Here is an 18,838-nt window from a genome sequence, read left to right as displayed (position 1 = left end):
ATTTATTTAAGTTTTATTTTTTTAGAAATCAGATTTACGGAAACAGTGGTGAAAACCACTACCGAAATACTACTTAAAGGCATAAGAATGGCAGCAAAAAGAGGGGTTAACTCTCCGGCTACTGCTAAACTAATTCCAACACAGTTATAAAGTAAAGACAAGATAAAACTGGCCACTACTACTTTTCGGCCTTCGTGCGCCAGCTTAATGAATTTATTCAAGTCCATTAAGTTTGATGCCTTTAAAATGGCATCACTGGCAGGTGAAAAGAGCGATACATCTTCGGTAATGGCTATGCCTACCTTGCTTTGCTGCAGAGCACCCGCATCGTTAAGACCATCACCCAACATAATTACTGCATTGCCTTTGGTTTGAATTTCTTTAATGGCCTTTAGCTTATCTTCTGGGCTTTGATTGAAACGTAAGACGGAACCTTCTGGGAACATCGACTCAAGGCGTTCGGCTTCTTTATCATTGTCGCCAGAGAGTACCTGAAAATTAAACTTACTCTTCAAAGCATCAAGCAAGTTGGTTAGGCCTTTCCTATAAGTAGCCTCAAAACTGAAGTAGCCCTTATAATCGTCTCCAATACTTACATGCACTTGGGTAGCATTATTTATATTAGTTTTTTCTACACCTAAAAACTTTGCCGAGCCCACTTTTATGGTTAAGCCACTTACGACAGCGATAAAGCCTTTGCCTTCTATTTCTTCAAAAGACTCAATGGTATAATCAAAGCCTTTAACTTCAGTAAACTGCTTTATCCATCTACTCAATGGATGTGTACTACTAGCCACCGCAGTATTGATTAACGCCTTTTCAGCTTCGGAAAGTGCTGGCCCACAGAATTTCAAAGCTTCTCCTTGCGTTTCGGTAATCGTTCCCGTTTTATCGAATACGATTGTGTTGGTGGCATTCAGCTTTTCAATTACGTCTGCATTTTTTAAGTAGAAATGATTTCTTCCAAAAACACGCATAACGCTGCCCACAGTAAAAGGAGTAGAAAGTGCCAGTGCACAAGGGCAGGCAATAATGAGTACCGCAGTAAATACCAACCAAGTTTGGCTTGGGTCGGTCTGCTGCCAGTAGATGGCTGAAATAACCGCGATTAAAAGCACGACTATTGTGAAGTATCTACTTACTTTATCAATGAGCTTGGTATGAGTTTCCTTCTCACCAAAAGCATCATTATTCCACAGTTGAGTAAGGTAACTCTGCGAAACTTCTTTCTGAATAACAAAGCGAACCTGCTTACCTACTTGCCTTCCGCCAGCATAAACATAGTCACCTTTTTTACGCGCCACAGGTACGGATTCACCGGTTACAAAGCTGTAATCTATGGAGGCGTGATCATCAATTAAAATAGCATCAGCAGGAAGCACTTCACCATTTCGAAGCAATACTTCATCGCCCTTTTTCAGTTCTTTTACAGGTACTGGCGCAAAAGCATCATCAATTCTTTTTTGAACTGCCAAAGGAAAATAGGATTGATAATCGCGATCGAAGGAAAGGGCTGCATAAGTTTTACTTTGGAACCATTTCCCTATCAAAAGGAAAAACACCAAACCTACGAGCGAATCGAAATAGCCTGGGCCTACATCGGCAATTACCTCATAGGTACTTCGAGCAAAAAGCGCCAACAGACCTATTGCTATAGGCACATCAATGTTTGCAAATTTTTGCTTCGCACTCTTTAGCGCAGAAGTAAAATATTCACTTCCGGCATAAAAAACGACTGGTATAGAAAGCGCCAAGCTTAAATACCTGAAAAAACTGCTATACTCTTCTTCTACCCCAGCAATACCCAAGTAATCGGGAAAGCTAAGTAGCATTACATTACCAAAACAGAAACCCGCAATTCCCATTTTAATAAGCAACTGCTTATCGAAAGCCTTCTGTGGCTTTTTAGAATCATCGGCATCTTTGAGATTAATCTGCGGGCCATAGCCAATTGAATCGAGCATTTCGGCCAATTGGCGCAAGCTCAATTCATCTGACTTATAATTGACTGTTAGTTTTTTTGAAGAGAAATTAATAACAGAATCTAAAACAGCAGGATTCAGCCGATCCAAATTTTCTAACAACCAGATGCATGAACTGCAATGTACATTTGGGATGTACAAAGTAACTTTTTGAAAGCCTTCACCTTCAAAATCGAGCACTTCTCTCTTGATTGATTCATTATCTAAATAATCAAAGATTGAATGCTCTGCTTTATCTTTTATCGTAAACCCTGGCGTGTTCTCCATACTGTAATAATCACACAGATCATTACTGCTTAGGATTTCATAAACAGTTTTACAGCCATTACAACAGAAGTTGTGTTCATCAAAAGTGAGTTTTCCTTCCAAGCAATCTTCCCCACAGTGATAGCACTTGGTTTCTGTTTTCGCTATGGTTTTAAGGGGGTTCATTGCTTATAGATAAACAAGGGAGAACTTTTAGCACGGCAATCGGTAATCGTTTTAGGACAAGCCAGAATTTCCTCTCCTAAAGTTGTTCCTGTTAAAATCAATGCCCTCTCAACATCTGAGTTAAGTTCGTTGAAGAATTCGTTGATGGGTTCCTCCACCATAAGCTGCATTCCAATATTGGGGAAAGCCATTTTGAGGTAATCCACAAAAAACTTCTCGTTCTCTGTTTGTTTTTCATCTTCAGGAAAATTGAATAACACGGAAAGCGGAAGTTCTGCCAAAGCAGGGTTGAATATTTTCAGAAAGTCCTTTACAATTTGGGTTGAATGATGCCCCGGTTCGTGAACCATAATCAACCGATTAACGGTGGTATTTTCAGGAAGAATAAGCACTGGACAACTCACTTTACCGACAAACGAGGCAAGTTCTGCCCAAGCTAAGTTTCCATTAAAAATTGTGGAGTCCAAAACGAACAAATCTGCTACACTGGAAAGTCCGCTAAGACTAGATTTAGTGACCTGAGGTTGAAACACCTCAACATTAACATTAGAAGGGGCACTCCACTCTTCTACCTTTATTTCGAACTCTAATTTTTTTAAGGCATTGATCGGTACCGAAGCAGTTCTTGCCGAACTGGAAGCTTCAATAAGCTCGTTTTCAAATTGGTCGTCAATACACAAGAATGTGAAAAAATACTCATTCAAAGGGTTTAAAAAACACTCGATCCTTTGATAAAAAGTATCTAAGCTGCTGTTAGCCGCTGTTCCAATTAAAATCTTCTGTTTCAAAACGCTTATTTCAGATTACCACTGAAACAAAGGTAGAGGTATGTTAATCGGATTGGATTGATGCGCATCAGCGAAAACCATGACAAAAGTCATGTTTTCTAGCCATAGAAATCGGCCTCGTGGAGTAGTTTATCAGCATCAAGCACCTTGATTTTCTTTCCTTCCAAAGCAATCATTTTATCTGATTTGAATTCAGAAAGTAATCGAATCACTGTTTCGGTAGCAGTGCCCACAATATTGGCCAAGTCTTCACGACTCAGCACAATATCAATTACATCGCTGCCTTCTCCTTCCATGCCATAAGTTTCCTTCAGCATCAGAATTGTTGCTGCCAATCTTTCTCTCACTGATTTTTGCGACAATTGAGCGAGCTTACTTTCCATTATTCCCAATTCATGGCAAACGGCTTTCATCAGCTTTGCGAAAAAATCTGGATTGGAATGAAGTACTTTTAAAAAATCACTTTTAGGAATAAAACAGATGGCTGCGGGCTCTAACACCGTACCAGAGGCTCCATAAAACTCTTCACTTAACAAAGAACGGTAGCCTAAAAAGTCGCCTGATTGCGCTATAAACAAGATTTGTTCTTTCCCATTTGAACCCATTTTAAATACCTTAACCTTTCCGCTATTGATACAGAAAATACCCATAGGGCGGGTTCCTTCATAAAATAAGGTCTGATTCTTTTTATAGGTAACGCAAGACTTGTGCTCACTTAGAATCTCTAATTCCTCCTCTTTGAGGTTCGAGAAATGAGAATTTCCTCTCGACTGACAAGAAATACACTGTAGATTAACCTTAGCATTTTTTGTTGACATAGGAATTTTCGATTACACTTAAAGATATAGAAGGAAAGGAGTATTAGCAAAAACTAGTTCAATATCCTACGCAATCAATTGGCCAACGCCAAACAGTACCACGTAGAGTAAAGTTGTCAAAGCCATTTGCTTTAGGAAAGGATCTAGTTTCGAAGATTCAGTATGTTGTTTCACGGCTTTAGCATTTTTAATTAAGCCCGGCAAAGCCAAAACAATAATCAATTGCCAATAACTGGTATAGTTCATTAATACATAAGTAAGCCCTAAAGCGAAACCTGTACCCAGTAAAACCCAATGGTAAACCACAGCTTTTGTTCTTCCTATTCGAACAGGTATAGAGATTTTACCAGCCTCCTTATCAGAATCAATGTCTCGGATATTATTGACATTCAGTACACCTACTGAGAATAATCCTGTAGAAATGGCGGGAAGCAAATATTCCCATTTCAATGCTTGTTCATACAAATAGGCCGACCCCATCACTCCTACCAAACCAAAGAAGATTAACACGCTGATATCGCCCAAGCCCATATAGCCATAAGGCTTATAGCCTGCAGTATAGGTAATGGCGGCTAGAATGGCCAAAACACCCAAGCTCAGAAAGAAACCAAACACTTGAGACGACCAGCCAAAGGCCAAATAAATTAGGCCAATGCCCGAAAGAAGCGATAAGGCAGAAAATAGGATGATAGCATTTCGCATGGCTTTCAAAGAAATAACACCCGACTGAACCGCTCTTGATGGCCCAGTTCTTCTAGCTCCATCGGCTCCATGCACTGAATCGCCATAATCGTTGGCTAAATTTGAAAGCACTTGTAGTAGAATGGTGGTTAATGCACAAAGCGCAAAAACCTCACTGTTAAACTTACCTGCCGAAGCTGCTAAAAAAGCGCCCATTCCTATGCTGGCCAAGGCCAAAGGGAGCGTACGTAGCCTAAAAGCTTTAACCCAATGCTTCATTTTTAATTATAATGTTCCAGTAATGGCCTCATCCATTGGGTTTACTGATGAAGGAAAGAAAGCAACTACTTTTCCGTTTTCATCAATTAAATATTTGTTGAAATTCCAGCTGGGTGCTTTGCCCGATTCTTTTTCTAACCACTCATAAAGCGGTGCTCTGTCTTTACCAAGTACAGAGATTTTCTCGAACATTTGGAAAGTAACCCCGAATTTGGCCGTGCAAAATTGCTGAATGGCTAGGTTTGAACCCGGCTCTTGACCGCCAAAGTTATTGGCAGGGAAACCCAGAACCACAATTTTATCTCCGTATGCTTCGTGTAAATTCTGAAGGTCTTCATATTGAGGGGTAAAGCCGCATTCAGAAGCTACATTCACTACCAATACCTTTCTTCCTTTAAACTCGCTCAAGGAAATTTCTTTTCCCTCAATGGTTTTCATTTTGAAATCGTAGAAACTCATTTCTTTTGGTTTTGGGTTGAAGATGTTGATGAACAAAATTAGGCTAAGACACCAATTCATACTACATGCGGTTTGGTACGTTGATGCCCAATAAATCCATGTTTACTTTAATTGTTTCAGCCGCCAAAGCAGAAAGTCCGACACGGAATTTACGTTTTTCCACATCATCTTCACTGAAGATAGATACTTCGGCATAAAAGCGATTATACTCTTTAGCAATATCGTAAACGTACTGAGCAACCACGGCTGGAGAGTATTCATTTGCTGCCAAAGCCAACTTTTCTGGGTATTGGCTAATGGCATAAATTAAATCCTTTTCAGTTTCGTGCAAATCGGTAATCTGGCTGTAATCAATGGCCGCAATATCAATATCGAGCTGCACAGCCTTACGGACAATAGCACTAATTCTAGCATATGTATACTGAATAAAAGGGCCAGTATTGCCTTGAAATTCAATGGACTCTTCAGGGTTGAAAAGCATTCTTTTCTTAGGGTCTACCTTTAGCAAGAAGTATTTGATCGCCCCCAAACCTAAAGTCTCGTATAAAGCATTTGCTTGTTCTTCCGTAAACCCTTCAATCTTACCCAATTCTTCGGTTCGGCTTTTGGCTGTATCGGCCATTTGCTGAATCAAGTCATCAGCATCTACAACAGTTCCTTCTCTCGATTTCATTTTTCCTGAAGGAAGGTCTACCATGCCATAAGACAGGTGATAACAGGCTTCTGCCCATTTGTAACCTAATTTTTTCAGGATCAAGAAAAGCACCTTGAAGTGGTATTCTTGCTCATTTCCTACCGTATAAATTAGCTGAGAAAGGTCAGGGTAATCTTCATAACGTATAATGGCGGTGCCAATATCTTGGGTCATGTATACCGAAGTACCGTCACTTCTGAGCAATAGTTTTTGATCTAAGCCTTCATCTGTTAAGTCTACCCAAATAGAGCCATCTTCTTTCTTATAGAAAACTCCTTTTTCAAGGCCTTCCATTACGCGGTCGCGGCCAATAAGGTAAGTTTCGCTTTCGTAATAAAGCTTATCGAAATCAACGCCCATGCGCTGATAAGTATCTTCGAAACCAGCGTATACCCAACCGTTCATTTTTCCCCAAAGGGCATAAACTTCAGGGTCTTGGGCTTCCCATTTTAATAGCATTTCTTGGGCCTCCACAAAAATAGGCGCCTGCTTTTCAGCGGCTTCTTTTTCCATTCCATCGGCAACAAGCGCAGCAATTTCCTCTTTGTAGGCTTTATCAAAAGCCACATAGTATTTGCCTACTAAATGGTCGCCTTTAATGCCTGCTACTTCTGGTGTTTCGCCTTCGCCAAACTTGAGCCAAGCCACCATCGACTTGCAAATGTGAATTCCGCGATCATTGATGATCTGCACTTTCACTACTTTGTTGCCATTGGCTTTTAAAATTCGCGCTACTGAATTACCCAAGAAGTTATTTCTGAGATGACCTAAATGAAGTGGTTTATTAGTGTTCGGTGATGAATATTCCACCACCACAGTTTTGTCTTTATCTTCAATTTTAAAAACTGGAGAATCGGCAACATTTGCTCCGTCAAAAATCTTGGCAAACAAATCTACTTGCGACCCTTCTGAAAGCTCTAGGTTTAAAAAACCCTTTACTACATTATAATCAGCCACTACATTAGAAAGATTTGCTTTTAAATATTCTCCAATGGCTTGGCCTGTTTGTTCAGGATTTAGCTTAGAAATCCTTCCATAGGGAAATGTGACCAAGGTATAAGTTCCGGCAAAGTCTTTTCGTGTGGCTTGTAGAGCTATCTCTTCAACAGAAATTGCATGATTGTATAATGCTGCAAACGCAGCCGAGATTCCTTCTTTAATTTGTAATTCCATTCCTAGAAATTCTGGATCAATGACGCAGTTGTAGCTTCGAGTATTTCGAAGGCATTATTGGCCATTCTGTTTTCGGTGTCCAAAGTTGGATTAACCTCTACGATTTCCCAACAGCAAACACGCTTATCTTTAATTAACTCTATATTTAACTCTAATGCTTGTTCCTTGGTAAGACCTTCTGGAACGGGAGTGCCCGTACCAACTGAAATAGAAGTATCTAAACTGTCTACGTCAAATGAAATATAGATTTGATCACAGTCTTTCAATATTTCTAGGGCTTCTTTGGATACTTGCTGAATACCTTTTTTGGTTACTTCAGCAGTAGTGAAATTCTTAATACCATATTTCTCCATCAAGAAATCCTCAGGAGATTCTGTATCACGAACGCCAATGAAAACCACATCTTCAGGTTTCATTTTAGGGCCACGCATACCAATAGATTTGATACGCTCCCAAAGGGCTTCCGTTTCTTCCTCAACATCGTTTTGCTCGCATTCAATATTATCGATGGCAGTAGCCATGGCCAAAGGCATACCGTGCATATTGCCCGAAGGTGTTGTGTATGGCGAATGGAAATCGGCATGGGCGTCAATCCAAATGGCGCCTAATCGTTTATCAGGATCGGCCTTTTTTATACCAGCAATTGTACCTGCTGCAGTAGAGTGATCTCCTGCCAAAACAATAGGAAATAAACCTTCGGAACGAAGATCGCTTACAGCATCACAAACTCTTTTGAGTACCGTATATACGCCCTCTCCGTATTTGGCATTTTTAAACTTTGGCTCTTGAAACAAAAGATCATTCTCGTTTTTCACCCTAATAGGCTGAAAACGCAAAAAGAAGTCGGAATGCTTACCCAAGCTGGCTACTTTCATGGCATCAATTCCTAAGCTAGCACCTCGCGTACCAGCCGCCAACTCCGATCTTACTTCAACCAAGCGAATCTTTCTCATGCTTTTATTGCTTTAATTACCAACCTAATACGTAAGCAAAAACCAATGGTGCTACAATTGTAGCATCTGATTCAATGATGTACTTAGGAGTATCCATGTCTAGTTTTCCCCAAGTAATTTTTTCGTTCGGTACAGCACCAGAATATGAGCCATAACTTGTGGTAGAATCTGAAATTTGGCAGAAGTAACTCCAGAAAGGAATTTTATCCATTTCCATATCTTGATAAAGCATTGGCACCACGCAGATAGGGAAGTCGCCAGCAATACCTCCACCAATTTGGAAGAAGCCCACTCCTTTTCCTTCTGAATTTTTTACGTACCAGTCGGCCAAGAATGTCATGTATTCAATGCCCGATTTCATGGTTGAAGGCTTTAATTCACCTTTGATACAGTATGAAGCGAAAATGTTTCCCATGGTAGAATCTTCCCAGCCAGGAACAATGATTGGAATGTTCTTTTGGGCTGCAGCTAGCATCCAGCTATTCGCTGGGTCAATTTCATAATACTGTTCTAAGTCGCCAGAAAGCAACATTTTATACATGTACTCATGTGGCAAAAATCTCTCACCTGCTTCTTCGGCACCTTTCCATTGCTTAAAAATTTTAGACTGCAAACGTCTAAAGGCTTCTTCTTCTGGAATACAGGTGTCAGTTACACGATTCAAGCCTTGCTCTAACAAATCCCACTCATCTTGAGGGGTTAAATCTCTATAATTCGGAACTCTTTTGTAATGCGAGTGCGCTACAAGGTTCATAATGTCTTCTTCCAAATTGGCTCCTGTACATGAAATAATGGCCACCTTATCTTGACGAATCATTTCTGCAAATGACTTGCCCAACTCGGCAGTACTCATAGCGCCTGCAAGGGTTACCATCATTTTTCCGCCTTCGGCCAAATGGGTGTTATAGCCTTTGGCGGCATCTACCAAGCTGGCAGCGTTAAAATGTAGATAATGCTTTTCAATAAAATCGGATATCGGTTTCTGAGACATTTTCATTCAATTTTTGTTGTTTCGTATCAAGTCAGTTCTGACTCAATAAGAGCCTGCAATTTGCTAAAATTCGGTGACTATTTCATATCGAAAGCCTATTCTCTGCCAATTGGCTTGGTCTGACAAATTTTGTTGACTACTAATGCAGAATATCGCCAACAAAGGCTGCCAATAACCTCTTATAAATCAAACTATTGCCACTAAGAAGAAATAACTTTACCATCGTGGGCTACATTCAATATCAAACTAGTTCATCTTTTTTAGATTGTGAATTAATATTTGATTGGCAAGCTTTCTTTTAAAAGTTTAGAAATTTCTAATATTGCACCTTTCGAATTATGTAAAAGTGGTAGATGAAAAGTTATTTTGACCTTATTGACCAGACCTTTGATTTCCCTACACAAGAATTTAAGGTAAATGGCAAGTATTTAGAGTTTCATGATGTTCCATTAAAGGACATTATTAAAGAACACGGAACACCACTTAGGTTAACTTACCTCCCCAAGATTTCGGAAAATATACAGAAAGCTAAAAAATGGTTTGAGGCTTCTATTAAGAAACACAAATACCAAGGGAGCTATACTTACTGCTATTGCACAAAGTCATCTCACTTTAGCTTTGTGTTAGATGAAACCATTAAGAATGGTTGTCAAATAGAAACTTCTTCGGCTTTCGATATTCCAATCGTAAGAAGCCTTCATGCTAAAGGCAAAATTGATAAAGACATTTTAATTGTGTGTAACGGCTTTAAAAGGCCACTTTACACTCAATATATTTCTGAATTGATCAATGACGGATTTACCAATTGCATTCCTGTTTTGGATAACATGAATGAGTTGGATGTATATAAAGACTTGATCAATGATGATTTTCAGGTGGCTATTCGTGTGGCAGCCGATGAAGAACCAAACTTTGAATTTTATACCTCTCGTTTGGGAATTCGCTATGGCGACATTACGGATTACTATAAAGAGCATATAGAAGGAAGTAGAGCATCATTAAAAATGCTTCACTTCTTTATTAATACAGGAATTAAGGATACCGCCTATTATTGGAGCGAGTTGAGCCGCTTTATGTACAAGTATTGTGAGCTTAAAAAGATTTGTCCATCACTCGACACTATCGATATTGGTGGAGGCTTCCCAATCAAAACTTCGCTTACATTCGAATATGACTACCAATATATGGTAGATCAGATTGTGGAAAACATCAAATGGATTTGTAATAAGAGCAATGTACCTGTCCCGAATATCATTACTGAATTTGGAAGCTTTACCGTAGGCGAAAGTGGTGCGTTTATCTACTCTATCCTTGATCAGAAGTTACAAAACGACAAAGAGCTTTGGTACATGATTGATGGTTCGTTCATTACTCATTTACCTGACGCTTGGGGCTTGAGCCAAAAGTATATTCTGCTGGCTATCAATAAATGGGATCATCCTTTCCATAAGGTAAATATGGGTGGGCTTACTTGTGACAGTATGGATTATTATAATTCAGAAGCGCATACTTCAGAAGTGTTTATGCCGCTGATTGAAGAAGATGAAAACCTCTATGTTGGCTTCTTCCACACCGGGGCTTACCAAGAATCGCTAGGTGGTTATGGTGGTATTCAGCATTGTTTAATTCCTGCCCCTAAACATGTTTTGATTGACCATGATGAAAATGGAAAAATCAGAAGTCGAGTGTTTGCTGCAGAACAAGTGGAAGAAAGTATGTTGAAGACCTTAGGTTATTAAAAAGGTGTTGATGAATTGAAGTACGGAAGTATTTAGCCTTCATCAAAAAAATTATCGGGGACTAGGATGCAATCGCAACTTAGTCCCCGATTTAGTTTAAACTAGACTTCACTTTTCAACAAATACAAGCCTCTGATCAGTCTCTTTTGTCTTAAATCTACTCACCCATACACCATTACTCCCCTATTTGTCCGCTTCACTGGATTTCTTCTATCTTCCTTACATCTAGCAACTCATATTTGTAGTGTTAAACATAAAGTGACTGCTCATGAAAGGATCAATCTTTAAAACACTCACATTTACGCTAGCACTACTTGCTTCGATTACTGTGGTGGCACAGCAAAGTGGTATAGTTACCTATCAGAAAATAGTTGACTACGGCATAGAACCAAATGGCACCGAACGTTGGGATAATTTCATCAAAGACCTGCCTAAAGCAGGGACTTTCGTTTACACTCTTACTTTCAAAGATGGCCAATCTCTATTCCAAGAAGATGCATCAAAAAAGGGAGAAATAAGTCCGCTGTTGCAACGCGCTCTGGGTGGCGCAGCAAGATTCAATCCTCCAAAGGTTAAGGTATTACAGACATATCAAAACCTCGATAAGGCCGAAACGATCGAGCAAGTAGAGTTTATGACTCGAAATTTTGTAGTGAAAAGTGATTTAACTACGCCTGCTTGGAAAATAACCACTAAGAAAAAGAAAGTGCTTGACTATGTGTGCTTGGGCGCAGAAATGCAGGTTGGAGAAGTAACCATTACCGCATGGTTCACTTCAGAAATCCCAGTTGCATTCGGACCAGACACCTATCATGGTTTACCGGGTCTTATTATGGGTATCGAAAAAGATGGCGACATGTTGGTACTGGCATCGGAAGTTGCGTTGTCGGAACCTGGAAACCTTAGCGTACCATCTAACGGAGAAAAAATTACACGTGCAGACTTCGATAAAACTGTGGAAGAGAAGATAAAGGAATGGAAAGCCAATGGCGGTGGTGCGAGTAGTGATAGACGTGGTGGTAACTAAGATAAAAGGTCAATAAAAATCAGTTTTATGAAAACGAGTTTATTCTTATTCATAATGTGCTTCTGCGCAAGCTTAATAGCACAATCGAACCAAAATGGTCAAGTAATCTATGAAAAAATATTTGACTATGATTTTGGAGACTATAAAGGCAACCCTGCATGGGAAGCATATTTAGCAGATTTACCAAAGCAAGGCAGGTCAAAATTTGTATTGAGTTTTAATGAAAATCATGCTTTCTACGAAAAAGACATGGCCAACGAAACTGCTGTACCCGAGAAACTACAAAACGCCTTAGGAAAAGCCAGTTATGGAAAAGCGCCAAAGCCTGAAACTCACCAAGTTTTTTACGATTTCGAAAATGGAAAGCAGACAGAGCAGGTTGAGTTTATGACCAGAAGTTTTCAGGTTAACTCAGAATTACCCACCCAAGCTTGGAAATTAACCAACAAACGAAAGAAGGTATTAGACTATGTCTGTATTGGTGCTGAGTTGACCCTAGGAGAAGAAATATATACCGCTTGGTTCAGTTCAGAAATCCCAATTTCAGCAGGTCCTTCAATTTATTATGGATTGCCCGGCTTAATACTCGCTGTAGAGAAGAGTGAGGCAGTTTTTATTCTGGCTACCAAAATTGATTTATCTGTATTACCAATAAACTTGGAATCGAAGCTTAAAGACGGCAAACAAATGAGCCGAAAAAACTTTGATGAAACCGTTGCTGAGAAAACGGAAGAGTACAATGCGGCCACGAAGAGTAAAGCCAGAGGTTTAATCAAAAAAGGAGAATGAACCTCATGAATAAATTTCTAATTGCTTCTCTGCTATTTTTAGGCGCTATATTTTATGCAGATGCCCAGCAAGACCTTACTGGACGAATTTTGGATAATGCGCGGCAACCTATCCCCTTCGCTACTGTGGTATTATTGCATCCTGCAGACTCGGTGATGAAGTTTTTTGGAGTTACCAATGATGACGGTATTTACCAGATCAGACGAGTAAAGGATGGCGACTACCTGATGCAATTTTCATTTACAGGTCTAAAAACTGTTTATCGGTCTATCAAAGTACCATTAAGTGCTCAAAACCTTGGTGACTTACAAATGGAAGAAAACCCAAGATTATTGGATGAAGTAATTGTTGAAGCCGAACTCATCCCAATCAAATTCAAAACCGATACACTGGAATATGACACCAAAGCCTTTAAAACTCGTGAAGGAGCAGCTGTTGAAGAGCTTTTAGGTCAGTTACCGGGGGTTGAAGTAGACAAAGAAGGAAATGTGAAGGCCCAGGGGGAAGATGTTTTGAAAATATTGGTAGATGGCAAAGAGTTTTTCGGAAACGACCCAAAAGTTGCCACAAAAAACCTTCCAGCCAATTCAGTTAATAAAGTACAGGTTGTAGATAGAAAATCTGAACAAGCAGTATTTACAGGTATTGAAGATGGTCAGCGCGAACGAACCATTAACCTAATTCTAAAAGATGATCATAAAAACGGTTATTTTGGAGAATTAAAAGCAGGTGCTGGTAGTCAAGCTACTCATATAGGAGAAGCCAAAGTATACCGATTCTCTGAAAAAATTCAAGCAGCTGTTTTGGGCTTACAGAATAACATAAATCAATTTGGCTTTACACACAAAGGAAATGAAGCCTTTGGCGAAAACACAAAAGGCACTAACGAATCATTTGCTGGAGGGCTTAATCTCTCTAGAAACAAAACAAATGGAGATCGCTACTTTGCTAGCTACCTCGGTAATAGCCGTAAAATGAACTTGTTTCAAACCACTATAACTCAGAATTTTCTAGAATCTGGTGTATATAATCAGAACTCAGAACTAACTGAAAATGAAAAAGATAAACCCAATGACATAGACTTTGGGGTTAGGCAAAAAATTGGCGAAAAACAAATGCTAGTGCTTGATGGCGATATCACCTTAGGGTCTGCTCGTTCTAATGGCCAAACAGTATCGAACACTAGTGTCAATGGAATAGATCAGAATAGGTTTAACAATTCCACTTTGAATGAATCGGATCAACTATCGATAGTTTCAAATAATAGTTATTCTATTAAAATTAAAGGAGACGATTTTCAATTCAGTTCTAAGTTTGGGGTGAATTACAACGAAAACGAGTCGGTCTTAGACTGGACGAATATCACCACCGTTTTTGCACCCGAAATCACTACAAATGTCCATCAGTTTAGAAACAATCAAACAAATACATTAGGCATTCATGCCATTCCTACCTTTACCCGAAAAATCAATAGTACTTGGTCTCTTGACTTGGGAGCATCATTGAATTCGAGCAAAAGAGAACTGAGCAGAACCGAAGGTGTATTCAATGATCAAGGTGAAATAGTGAATAGCTCCATTCCTGACTTTAAGACGGTTGAAAACACAGTAATCCCATTCTTGACCTTCAGACGAGCAACTAGTAAAGAAGTATTAAGCTTTGCTCTAAGAGGGCAAAGCACCAATTTCGAAAAGTCGTTGACCAACGGATTACAAGAAACACCAAGCTACTTCTATTTTGCACCCCAATTGAGGTATAGAAATCAGTACAGAAGTGGCAGGAGAGTTGAAGCGTCATATGCTACGAGCCCAAGTTTTCCTAACCCCAACCAGCTTTTCCCTATTGAAAATAATTTAAACCAAGTTTCGATTTATAAAGGGAATTTTGATTTAAAACCTGAGGTGAATCATAGCCTCAATTTACTTTGGTCTGTATTCGATGAGTTTTCCTTCACTTCCTTTTTCGTAAGACTTGTGGGTACACATGCTGAACATAAAATCAATAATGCTGTCACCATTGATGATAAATTGATTCAGACCACCAGTCTTGTAAATACTGACGGTCAAACTGCCCTTTCGGCTAACATTGACTTCTCAACGCCATTAAGATCTTTGGGGCTCAACCTCAACGCTAGCTTGTTGGAAACCTGGAGCAAGGGCATAACTTTTGTAAACGGCCAAGAAAATAGCACAGAGACTTTAGGCCACAATCTTACGTTGAGCTTTGAAAACAGAACTAAAGAGAAGGTTAGGGTGAACTTTGGCGGAACTATCAATTATACACAGTATGCATTTTCTGTTTCGGATATACCAGACGACAATTACTTCAATATTGGCTATTTTGCTAACCTGAGGTATACACCTGCACCAAAATGGAATTTTACAGCAGATGCTAACGTGACCAATTATAATGCGCAGAGTTTTGGTGAATCGGTAACCATTCCATTGATTACTGCCTCGGCCAGTTATAGTTTTTTACAAGCAGAAAAGGCAACAATTGCTTTAACCGCTTTTGATTTACTCAATAAATATCAGGGCTTCCAGCGCATCAGTACCGCCAACTTCCTGTCACAGACAGAATGGAATACCATTTCGCAATACTTTATGCTCACTTTCTCCTATAGGTTCCGTTAAATGAAAAGGTCGATTGATTGGTCTTTATGGTTTCTAATTGTATCTGGGGTTCTGGTATCCATAATATTAAATTTAGGTGTGTTTAAGTGGGCACTTACCATTGTTACTTCAGAAGGTTGGACAGGTTTTGACGAACGAAGCAGACTTAGGTTTGACTTTGGTATGTTGGTGTCCTTATTCCATTTTGGCCTGTTCACTCTGCTCGCTCTATTTCATTACAAATGGAAAAATGGGCTTTTGAATCTGCGTCAATCAAAGACTTTGGTCATTTCACTGATCGTCATCATCTCTTTGATAATTTATGCTGGCGTTGTTTTGTTGGAGGGATATTTTTTCAATGAATACTCCATCGTTGGTAAAAGAATTCAAGCCGATTACTTCTTATGGAATAGCCTTCCTGTAGCCGCTATTGCCATTGCGGAAGCTTATTTTATCATTTTATTCAAAAAGGTGAAAGCTTCGGAATTAGAAAAAGCGCAGCTTCAAGAAGAGAAATCGAATGCTCAATTGGCGGCATTAAAAGAACAAATTAGCCCGCATTTCTTTTTCAATACCTTGAGTTCATTAAGTACAATAGTGCGTAATGAAAAGAAGGAAGTGGGACTTGAGTTTATTCAGGAACTCTCTAAAATGTACCGTTATACCTTGGCCAGTGAACGCCAAGAATTGGTTGAGCTCAAAGAAGAACTGACATTTGTAAATGCCTATTTGTTCATTATGCACAAGCGTTTTGGCGATAAGCTGATTTGTGAAATGGACATTCCAGAACTGTATTTGAAAAAGAAAGTCCCTCCTATGTCCGTTCAGCTGCTTATTGAAAATGCTACGCAACACAATATCATTACTAAAACTAGCCCTTTGACAATTAAGATCACGGTGGAAGACAGTATGCTTAGCGTAGAGAATAATTTACAAGTAAAGGAAGAAAGCGAAGGCTTGGGGCTTGGTTTGCAAAATCTGACCAACCGCTACAGTCTGATTGCCGAACAGGATATTGTTATCTTGAAAAACCAAACCACCTTTAAGGTAAAACTACCATTGTTGTGAGAGTACTGGTAATTGAAGATGAAAATAGTGTAGCACAAAATCTCTGCGATATTCTGCAAGAGATTGACGAGAGCATCGAAATACTAACCATTCTAGAAAGTGTTCAAGAGGCTGTAACTTGGCTAAACGACAACCCAAAACCCGATTTAGGTTTCTTCGACATCAGATTAGCGGACGGGGATTCGTTTGAGATTTTCGAACAAGCAGAAGTTAACTTCCCGATTATATTCACTTCGGCTTACGATGAATACGCACTCAAAGCCTTCAAAGTAAACAGTGTCGATTACCTCGTAAAGCCCATTGATCGAGATGCACTTCAAAGTGCTTTAAACAAGTATAAAGCCATTTATACCAACAAAGACCAGAACTACGATAACCTGATCAAAGTTATTGCCGACCTCAGGCAATCAGAAAAAAAGCAATACAAAAAGAGCTTATTGGTATATGTAAGAAATCAGATTTTGCCTGTATCGCTCGAAACCGTGGCTTACTTTCATTTGGAAAACGAACTGGTCTATTGCATTACGCACGATAACAAACGTTACAACATCGACCAAACATTAGAGAAAATCGGAAGTCAGATAGACCCCAAAAATTTCTTTCGTGCGAACCGGCAGTTTATCATTGCCAGAAAATCCATCAGCACGGCTGCGCACTACTTTCAACGAAAACTGAAGATCAACATCACCCCTGCCCCAAAAGAGGATGTGGTGATAAGTAAAACAAAGGTGACGCAATTCAAGAATTGGCTTGAGTTCTAAGCACCTGTTTATCAAAAAGCAAGTCCTTTAGTTGTTCTATTAAGTTTAATCTTCCACCTCAAAGCAAACTCTTTACATTTTCTGGTGGGCGACCTAAAACTGCCTTATCGTCTTTAACTACAATTGGCCTTTCAATAAGCTTAGGATATTCCACCATTGCTGCAATCCATTCATCTTCGCTTAGGGTTTTACCCTTGAATTGTTCTTTATAAATCGCTTCTGATTTACGCACGATTTCTTCAGCCTTCATTCCCAGTTTTTTCAGAATTTCTCTCAGTTGATCTTCGGAAGGTGTATCTTTCAAATACTCCACTATGGTAAGCATTTCCCCACTTTCTTCAATCATTTGAAGGGTTTGCCTACTTTTTTGACAGCTAGGGTTATGATATATTTTTAGCATATTTTCAGGTTTTAAATTTCTAATTACGCAATTTTAAAGTGTGCTGTTTATCCACTAAACCAGCTTGATCTAATACTTCAAAAATAGAAATATGACCGCTGACTTACGTTATCCAATCGGAAAATTTGATCCTCCTGCCAATATTGCGCCTTTTGATATTGACGGATACATTAAAAGAATAAAAGACACGCCTGAAAAACTCAAAAAAGCGATTGAAGGTTTAACAGAAGAGCAACTCGATAGCCCTTATCGACCTGAAGGCTGGACGGTTAGGCAGGTAATTCACCATGTAGCAGACAGCCATATGAATGCTTATATCCGTTTTCATTGGGCTTTAACAGAAGACACTCCTCTTATAAAAGCCTATGATGAAAAAGCTTGGGCAGAGTTATCTTATCAAAACCAATTACCCTTAGTGGTTTCTTTAAACCTGATAGCGAACCTACATGAGCGTTGGGTTTATTTGCTTAAGAATATGTCGGAAGAAGGTTTCAATCGAAGCTACATTCACCCTGAAGGTGACAAAGTTTATGTGCTAAGTAAGGTAGCTGCCATGTATGCTTGGCATGGCGACCACCATACGGCACATATTACTTCATTAAGAGAAAGAATGGGCTGGAAATAGACGAGTAAAAACTCTCCAAGAGTTAGTAGGGACTTATCAGCTTGATGCACCATAAAGTATAAACTCTTGGAGAGTTCCTTAATAGGGAAAATTAGAATTTGGTACTTTAGTACGACCTATAAAGTCAAGCAAATCGACAGTTTTAAGAAAAAAAGAAAATGAGTGATAGCAAAAAATCAATTTACGGAACCATCGGTTGGTTTGATTTAACCGTACCTAACGCCACAGAAGTAAAAGACTTTTACGCCAAAGTAACAGAATGGAAACCTGAGCCTGTTTCGATGGGTGATTATGATGACTACAACATGACGGTTGATGGAGAACCCAAAGCAGGGGTATGTCATAAGCGTGGGGGCAACAGTGACATCCCATCGCAATGGATGATGTACATCAATGTAAGAGATTTGGACAAAAGCAGATCGGAGTGCACGGCCAATGGCGGAAAATTGGTTACGGACATCAAGAGTGCTGGCAGTATGGGGCGCTACTGTTTTATTGAAGACCCTGCGGGCGCAGTTTGTGCACTTTTTGAGCCGAAGGAGGCTTAAAACCCACAAGATAAAATCA

Annotated in this window: 17 protein-coding genes; 8 read left to right on the top strand and 9 right to left on the bottom strand. The window is 39.5% G+C overall.

Annotated features, from left to right (window positions below):
* Positions 1 to 2 precede the first annotated feature (2 nt).
* The 8 genes from AAC026_RS12755 to AAC026_RS12720 all read right to left on the bottom strand — a co-directional run bounded on the left by AAC026_RS12755 (position 3) and on the right by AAC026_RS12720 (position 9,250).
* Positions 3 to 2,414 carry a heavy metal translocating P-type ATPase metal-binding domain-containing protein gene (locus AAC026_RS12755; RefSeq protein WP_339698691.1) on the bottom strand — a complete coding sequence of 804 codons (2,412 nt, stop codon included), beginning with the start codon at positions 2,412 to 2,414 and terminating at the stop codon, positions 3 to 5.
* Positions 2,411 to 3,202 carry a hypothetical protein gene (locus tag AAC026_RS12750; protein WP_339698689.1) on the bottom strand — a complete coding sequence of 264 codons (792 nt, stop codon included), beginning with the start codon at positions 3,200 to 3,202 and terminating at the stop codon, positions 2,411 to 2,413. The genes AAC026_RS12755 and AAC026_RS12750 overlap by 4 nt, the downstream gene beginning before the upstream one ends.
* A gap of 98 nt (positions 3,203 to 3,300) precedes the next feature.
* Positions 3,301 to 4,020 carry a Crp/Fnr family transcriptional regulator gene (locus tag AAC026_RS12745; protein ID WP_339609448.1) on the bottom strand — a complete coding sequence of 240 codons (720 nt, stop codon included), beginning with the start codon at positions 4,018 to 4,020 and terminating at the stop codon, positions 3,301 to 3,303.
* 66 nt (positions 4,021 to 4,086) lie between these two features.
* On the bottom strand, positions 4,087 to 4,980 hold the full coding sequence (locus AAC026_RS12740; protein WP_339698686.1) for a 1,4-dihydroxy-2-naphthoate polyprenyltransferase: 894 nt from the start codon (positions 4,978 to 4,980) through the stop codon (positions 4,087 to 4,089).
* Positions 4,981 to 4,986: 6 nt separating this feature from the next.
* Positions 4,987 to 5,499, bottom strand: a complete 513-nt coding sequence (locus tag AAC026_RS12735; RefSeq protein ID WP_339698683.1) for a glutathione peroxidase — start codon at positions 5,497 to 5,499, stop codon at positions 4,987 to 4,989.
* A 1-nt stretch (position 5,500) separates the two neighbouring features.
* A complete protein-coding gene (gene argS, locus AAC026_RS12730; RefSeq protein ID WP_339698680.1) occupies positions 5,501 to 7,306 on the bottom strand; it encodes an arginine--tRNA ligase in 1,806 nt (601 codons plus the stop codon).
* A 2-nt stretch (positions 7,307 to 7,308) separates the two neighbouring features.
* The gene (locus AAC026_RS12725; protein WP_339698677.1) at positions 7,309 to 8,259 is read right to left on the bottom strand and encodes an arginase; all 951 of its coding nucleotides are present in this window, start codon (positions 8,257 to 8,259) and stop codon (positions 7,309 to 7,311) included.
* 16 nt (positions 8,260 to 8,275) lie between these two features.
* On the bottom strand, positions 8,276 to 9,250 hold the full coding sequence (locus AAC026_RS12720; RefSeq protein ID WP_339698674.1) for a deoxyhypusine synthase family protein: 975 nt from the start codon (positions 9,248 to 9,250) through the stop codon (positions 8,276 to 8,278).
* Positions 9,251 to 9,603: 353 nt separating this feature from the next.
* On the opposite strand from AAC026_RS12720, the gene AAC026_RS12715 reads away from it, so the two are divergent.
* From AAC026_RS12715 to AAC026_RS12690, 6 genes are all read left to right on the top strand, one after another.
* Positions 9,604 to 10,989, top strand: a complete 1,386-nt coding sequence (locus AAC026_RS12715) for an arginine decarboxylase (RefSeq protein WP_339698671.1) — start codon at positions 9,604 to 9,606, stop codon at positions 10,987 to 10,989.
* 268 nt (positions 10,990 to 11,257) lie between these two features.
* Positions 11,258 to 12,016: a GLPGLI family protein gene (locus AAC026_RS12710; RefSeq protein WP_339698668.1), complete on the top strand. Its 759-nt coding sequence runs from the start codon at positions 11,258 to 11,260 to the stop codon at positions 12,014 to 12,016.
* Positions 12,017 to 12,043: 27 nt separating this feature from the next.
* Entirely contained in the window at positions 12,044 to 12,805 is a 762-nt protein-coding gene (locus tag AAC026_RS12705) for a GLPGLI family protein (protein WP_339698665.1), read from the top strand.
* A gap of 5 nt (positions 12,806 to 12,810) precedes the next feature.
* A complete protein-coding gene (locus AAC026_RS12700; RefSeq protein WP_339698662.1) occupies positions 12,811 to 15,438 on the top strand; it encodes an outer membrane beta-barrel protein in 2,628 nt (875 codons plus the stop codon).
* Positions 15,439 to 16,485, top strand: coding sequence for a histidine kinase (locus AAC026_RS12695; protein WP_339698659.1), 1,047 nt, complete (start codon positions 15,439 to 15,441; stop codon positions 16,483 to 16,485).
* Positions 16,482 to 17,246: a LytTR family DNA-binding domain-containing protein gene (locus AAC026_RS12690; RefSeq protein ID WP_339698656.1), complete on the top strand. Its 765-nt coding sequence runs from the start codon at positions 16,482 to 16,484 to the stop codon at positions 17,244 to 17,246. The genes AAC026_RS12695 and AAC026_RS12690 overlap by 4 nt, the downstream gene beginning before the upstream one ends.
* A gap of 58 nt (positions 17,247 to 17,304) precedes the next feature.
* On the opposite strand, the gene arsC is transcribed toward AAC026_RS12690, so the two are convergent.
* Positions 17,305 to 17,646, bottom strand: coding sequence for an arsenate reductase (glutaredoxin) (gene arsC, locus AAC026_RS12685; RefSeq protein ID WP_339698653.1), 342 nt, complete (start codon positions 17,644 to 17,646; stop codon positions 17,305 to 17,307).
* A 91-nt stretch (positions 17,647 to 17,737) separates the two neighbouring features.
* Between arsC and AAC026_RS12680 the strand changes: the two genes are divergently transcribed.
* Together AAC026_RS12680 and AAC026_RS12675 are read left to right on the top strand one after the other, a co-directional pair.
* The gene (locus AAC026_RS12680; RefSeq protein ID WP_339698650.1) at positions 17,738 to 18,271 is read left to right on the top strand and encodes a YfiT family bacillithiol transferase; all 534 of its coding nucleotides are present in this window, start codon (positions 17,738 to 17,740) and stop codon (positions 18,269 to 18,271) included.
* A gap of 158 nt (positions 18,272 to 18,429) precedes the next feature.
* Positions 18,430 to 18,819: a VOC family protein gene (locus tag AAC026_RS12675; protein WP_339698647.1), complete on the top strand. Its 390-nt coding sequence runs from the start codon at positions 18,430 to 18,432 to the stop codon at positions 18,817 to 18,819.
* Positions 18,820 to 18,838 lie beyond the last annotated feature (19 nt).

It is taken from the genome of uncultured Roseivirga sp. (assembly GCF_963973945.1).
In the GTDB taxonomy this organism is placed as follows: Bacteria; Bacteroidota; Bacteroidia; order Cytophagales; family Cyclobacteriaceae; genus Roseivirga.
The sequence above is the reverse complement of the archived record's forward strand: the minus strand, read 5'-3'. Positions and strand labels throughout refer to the sequence as shown.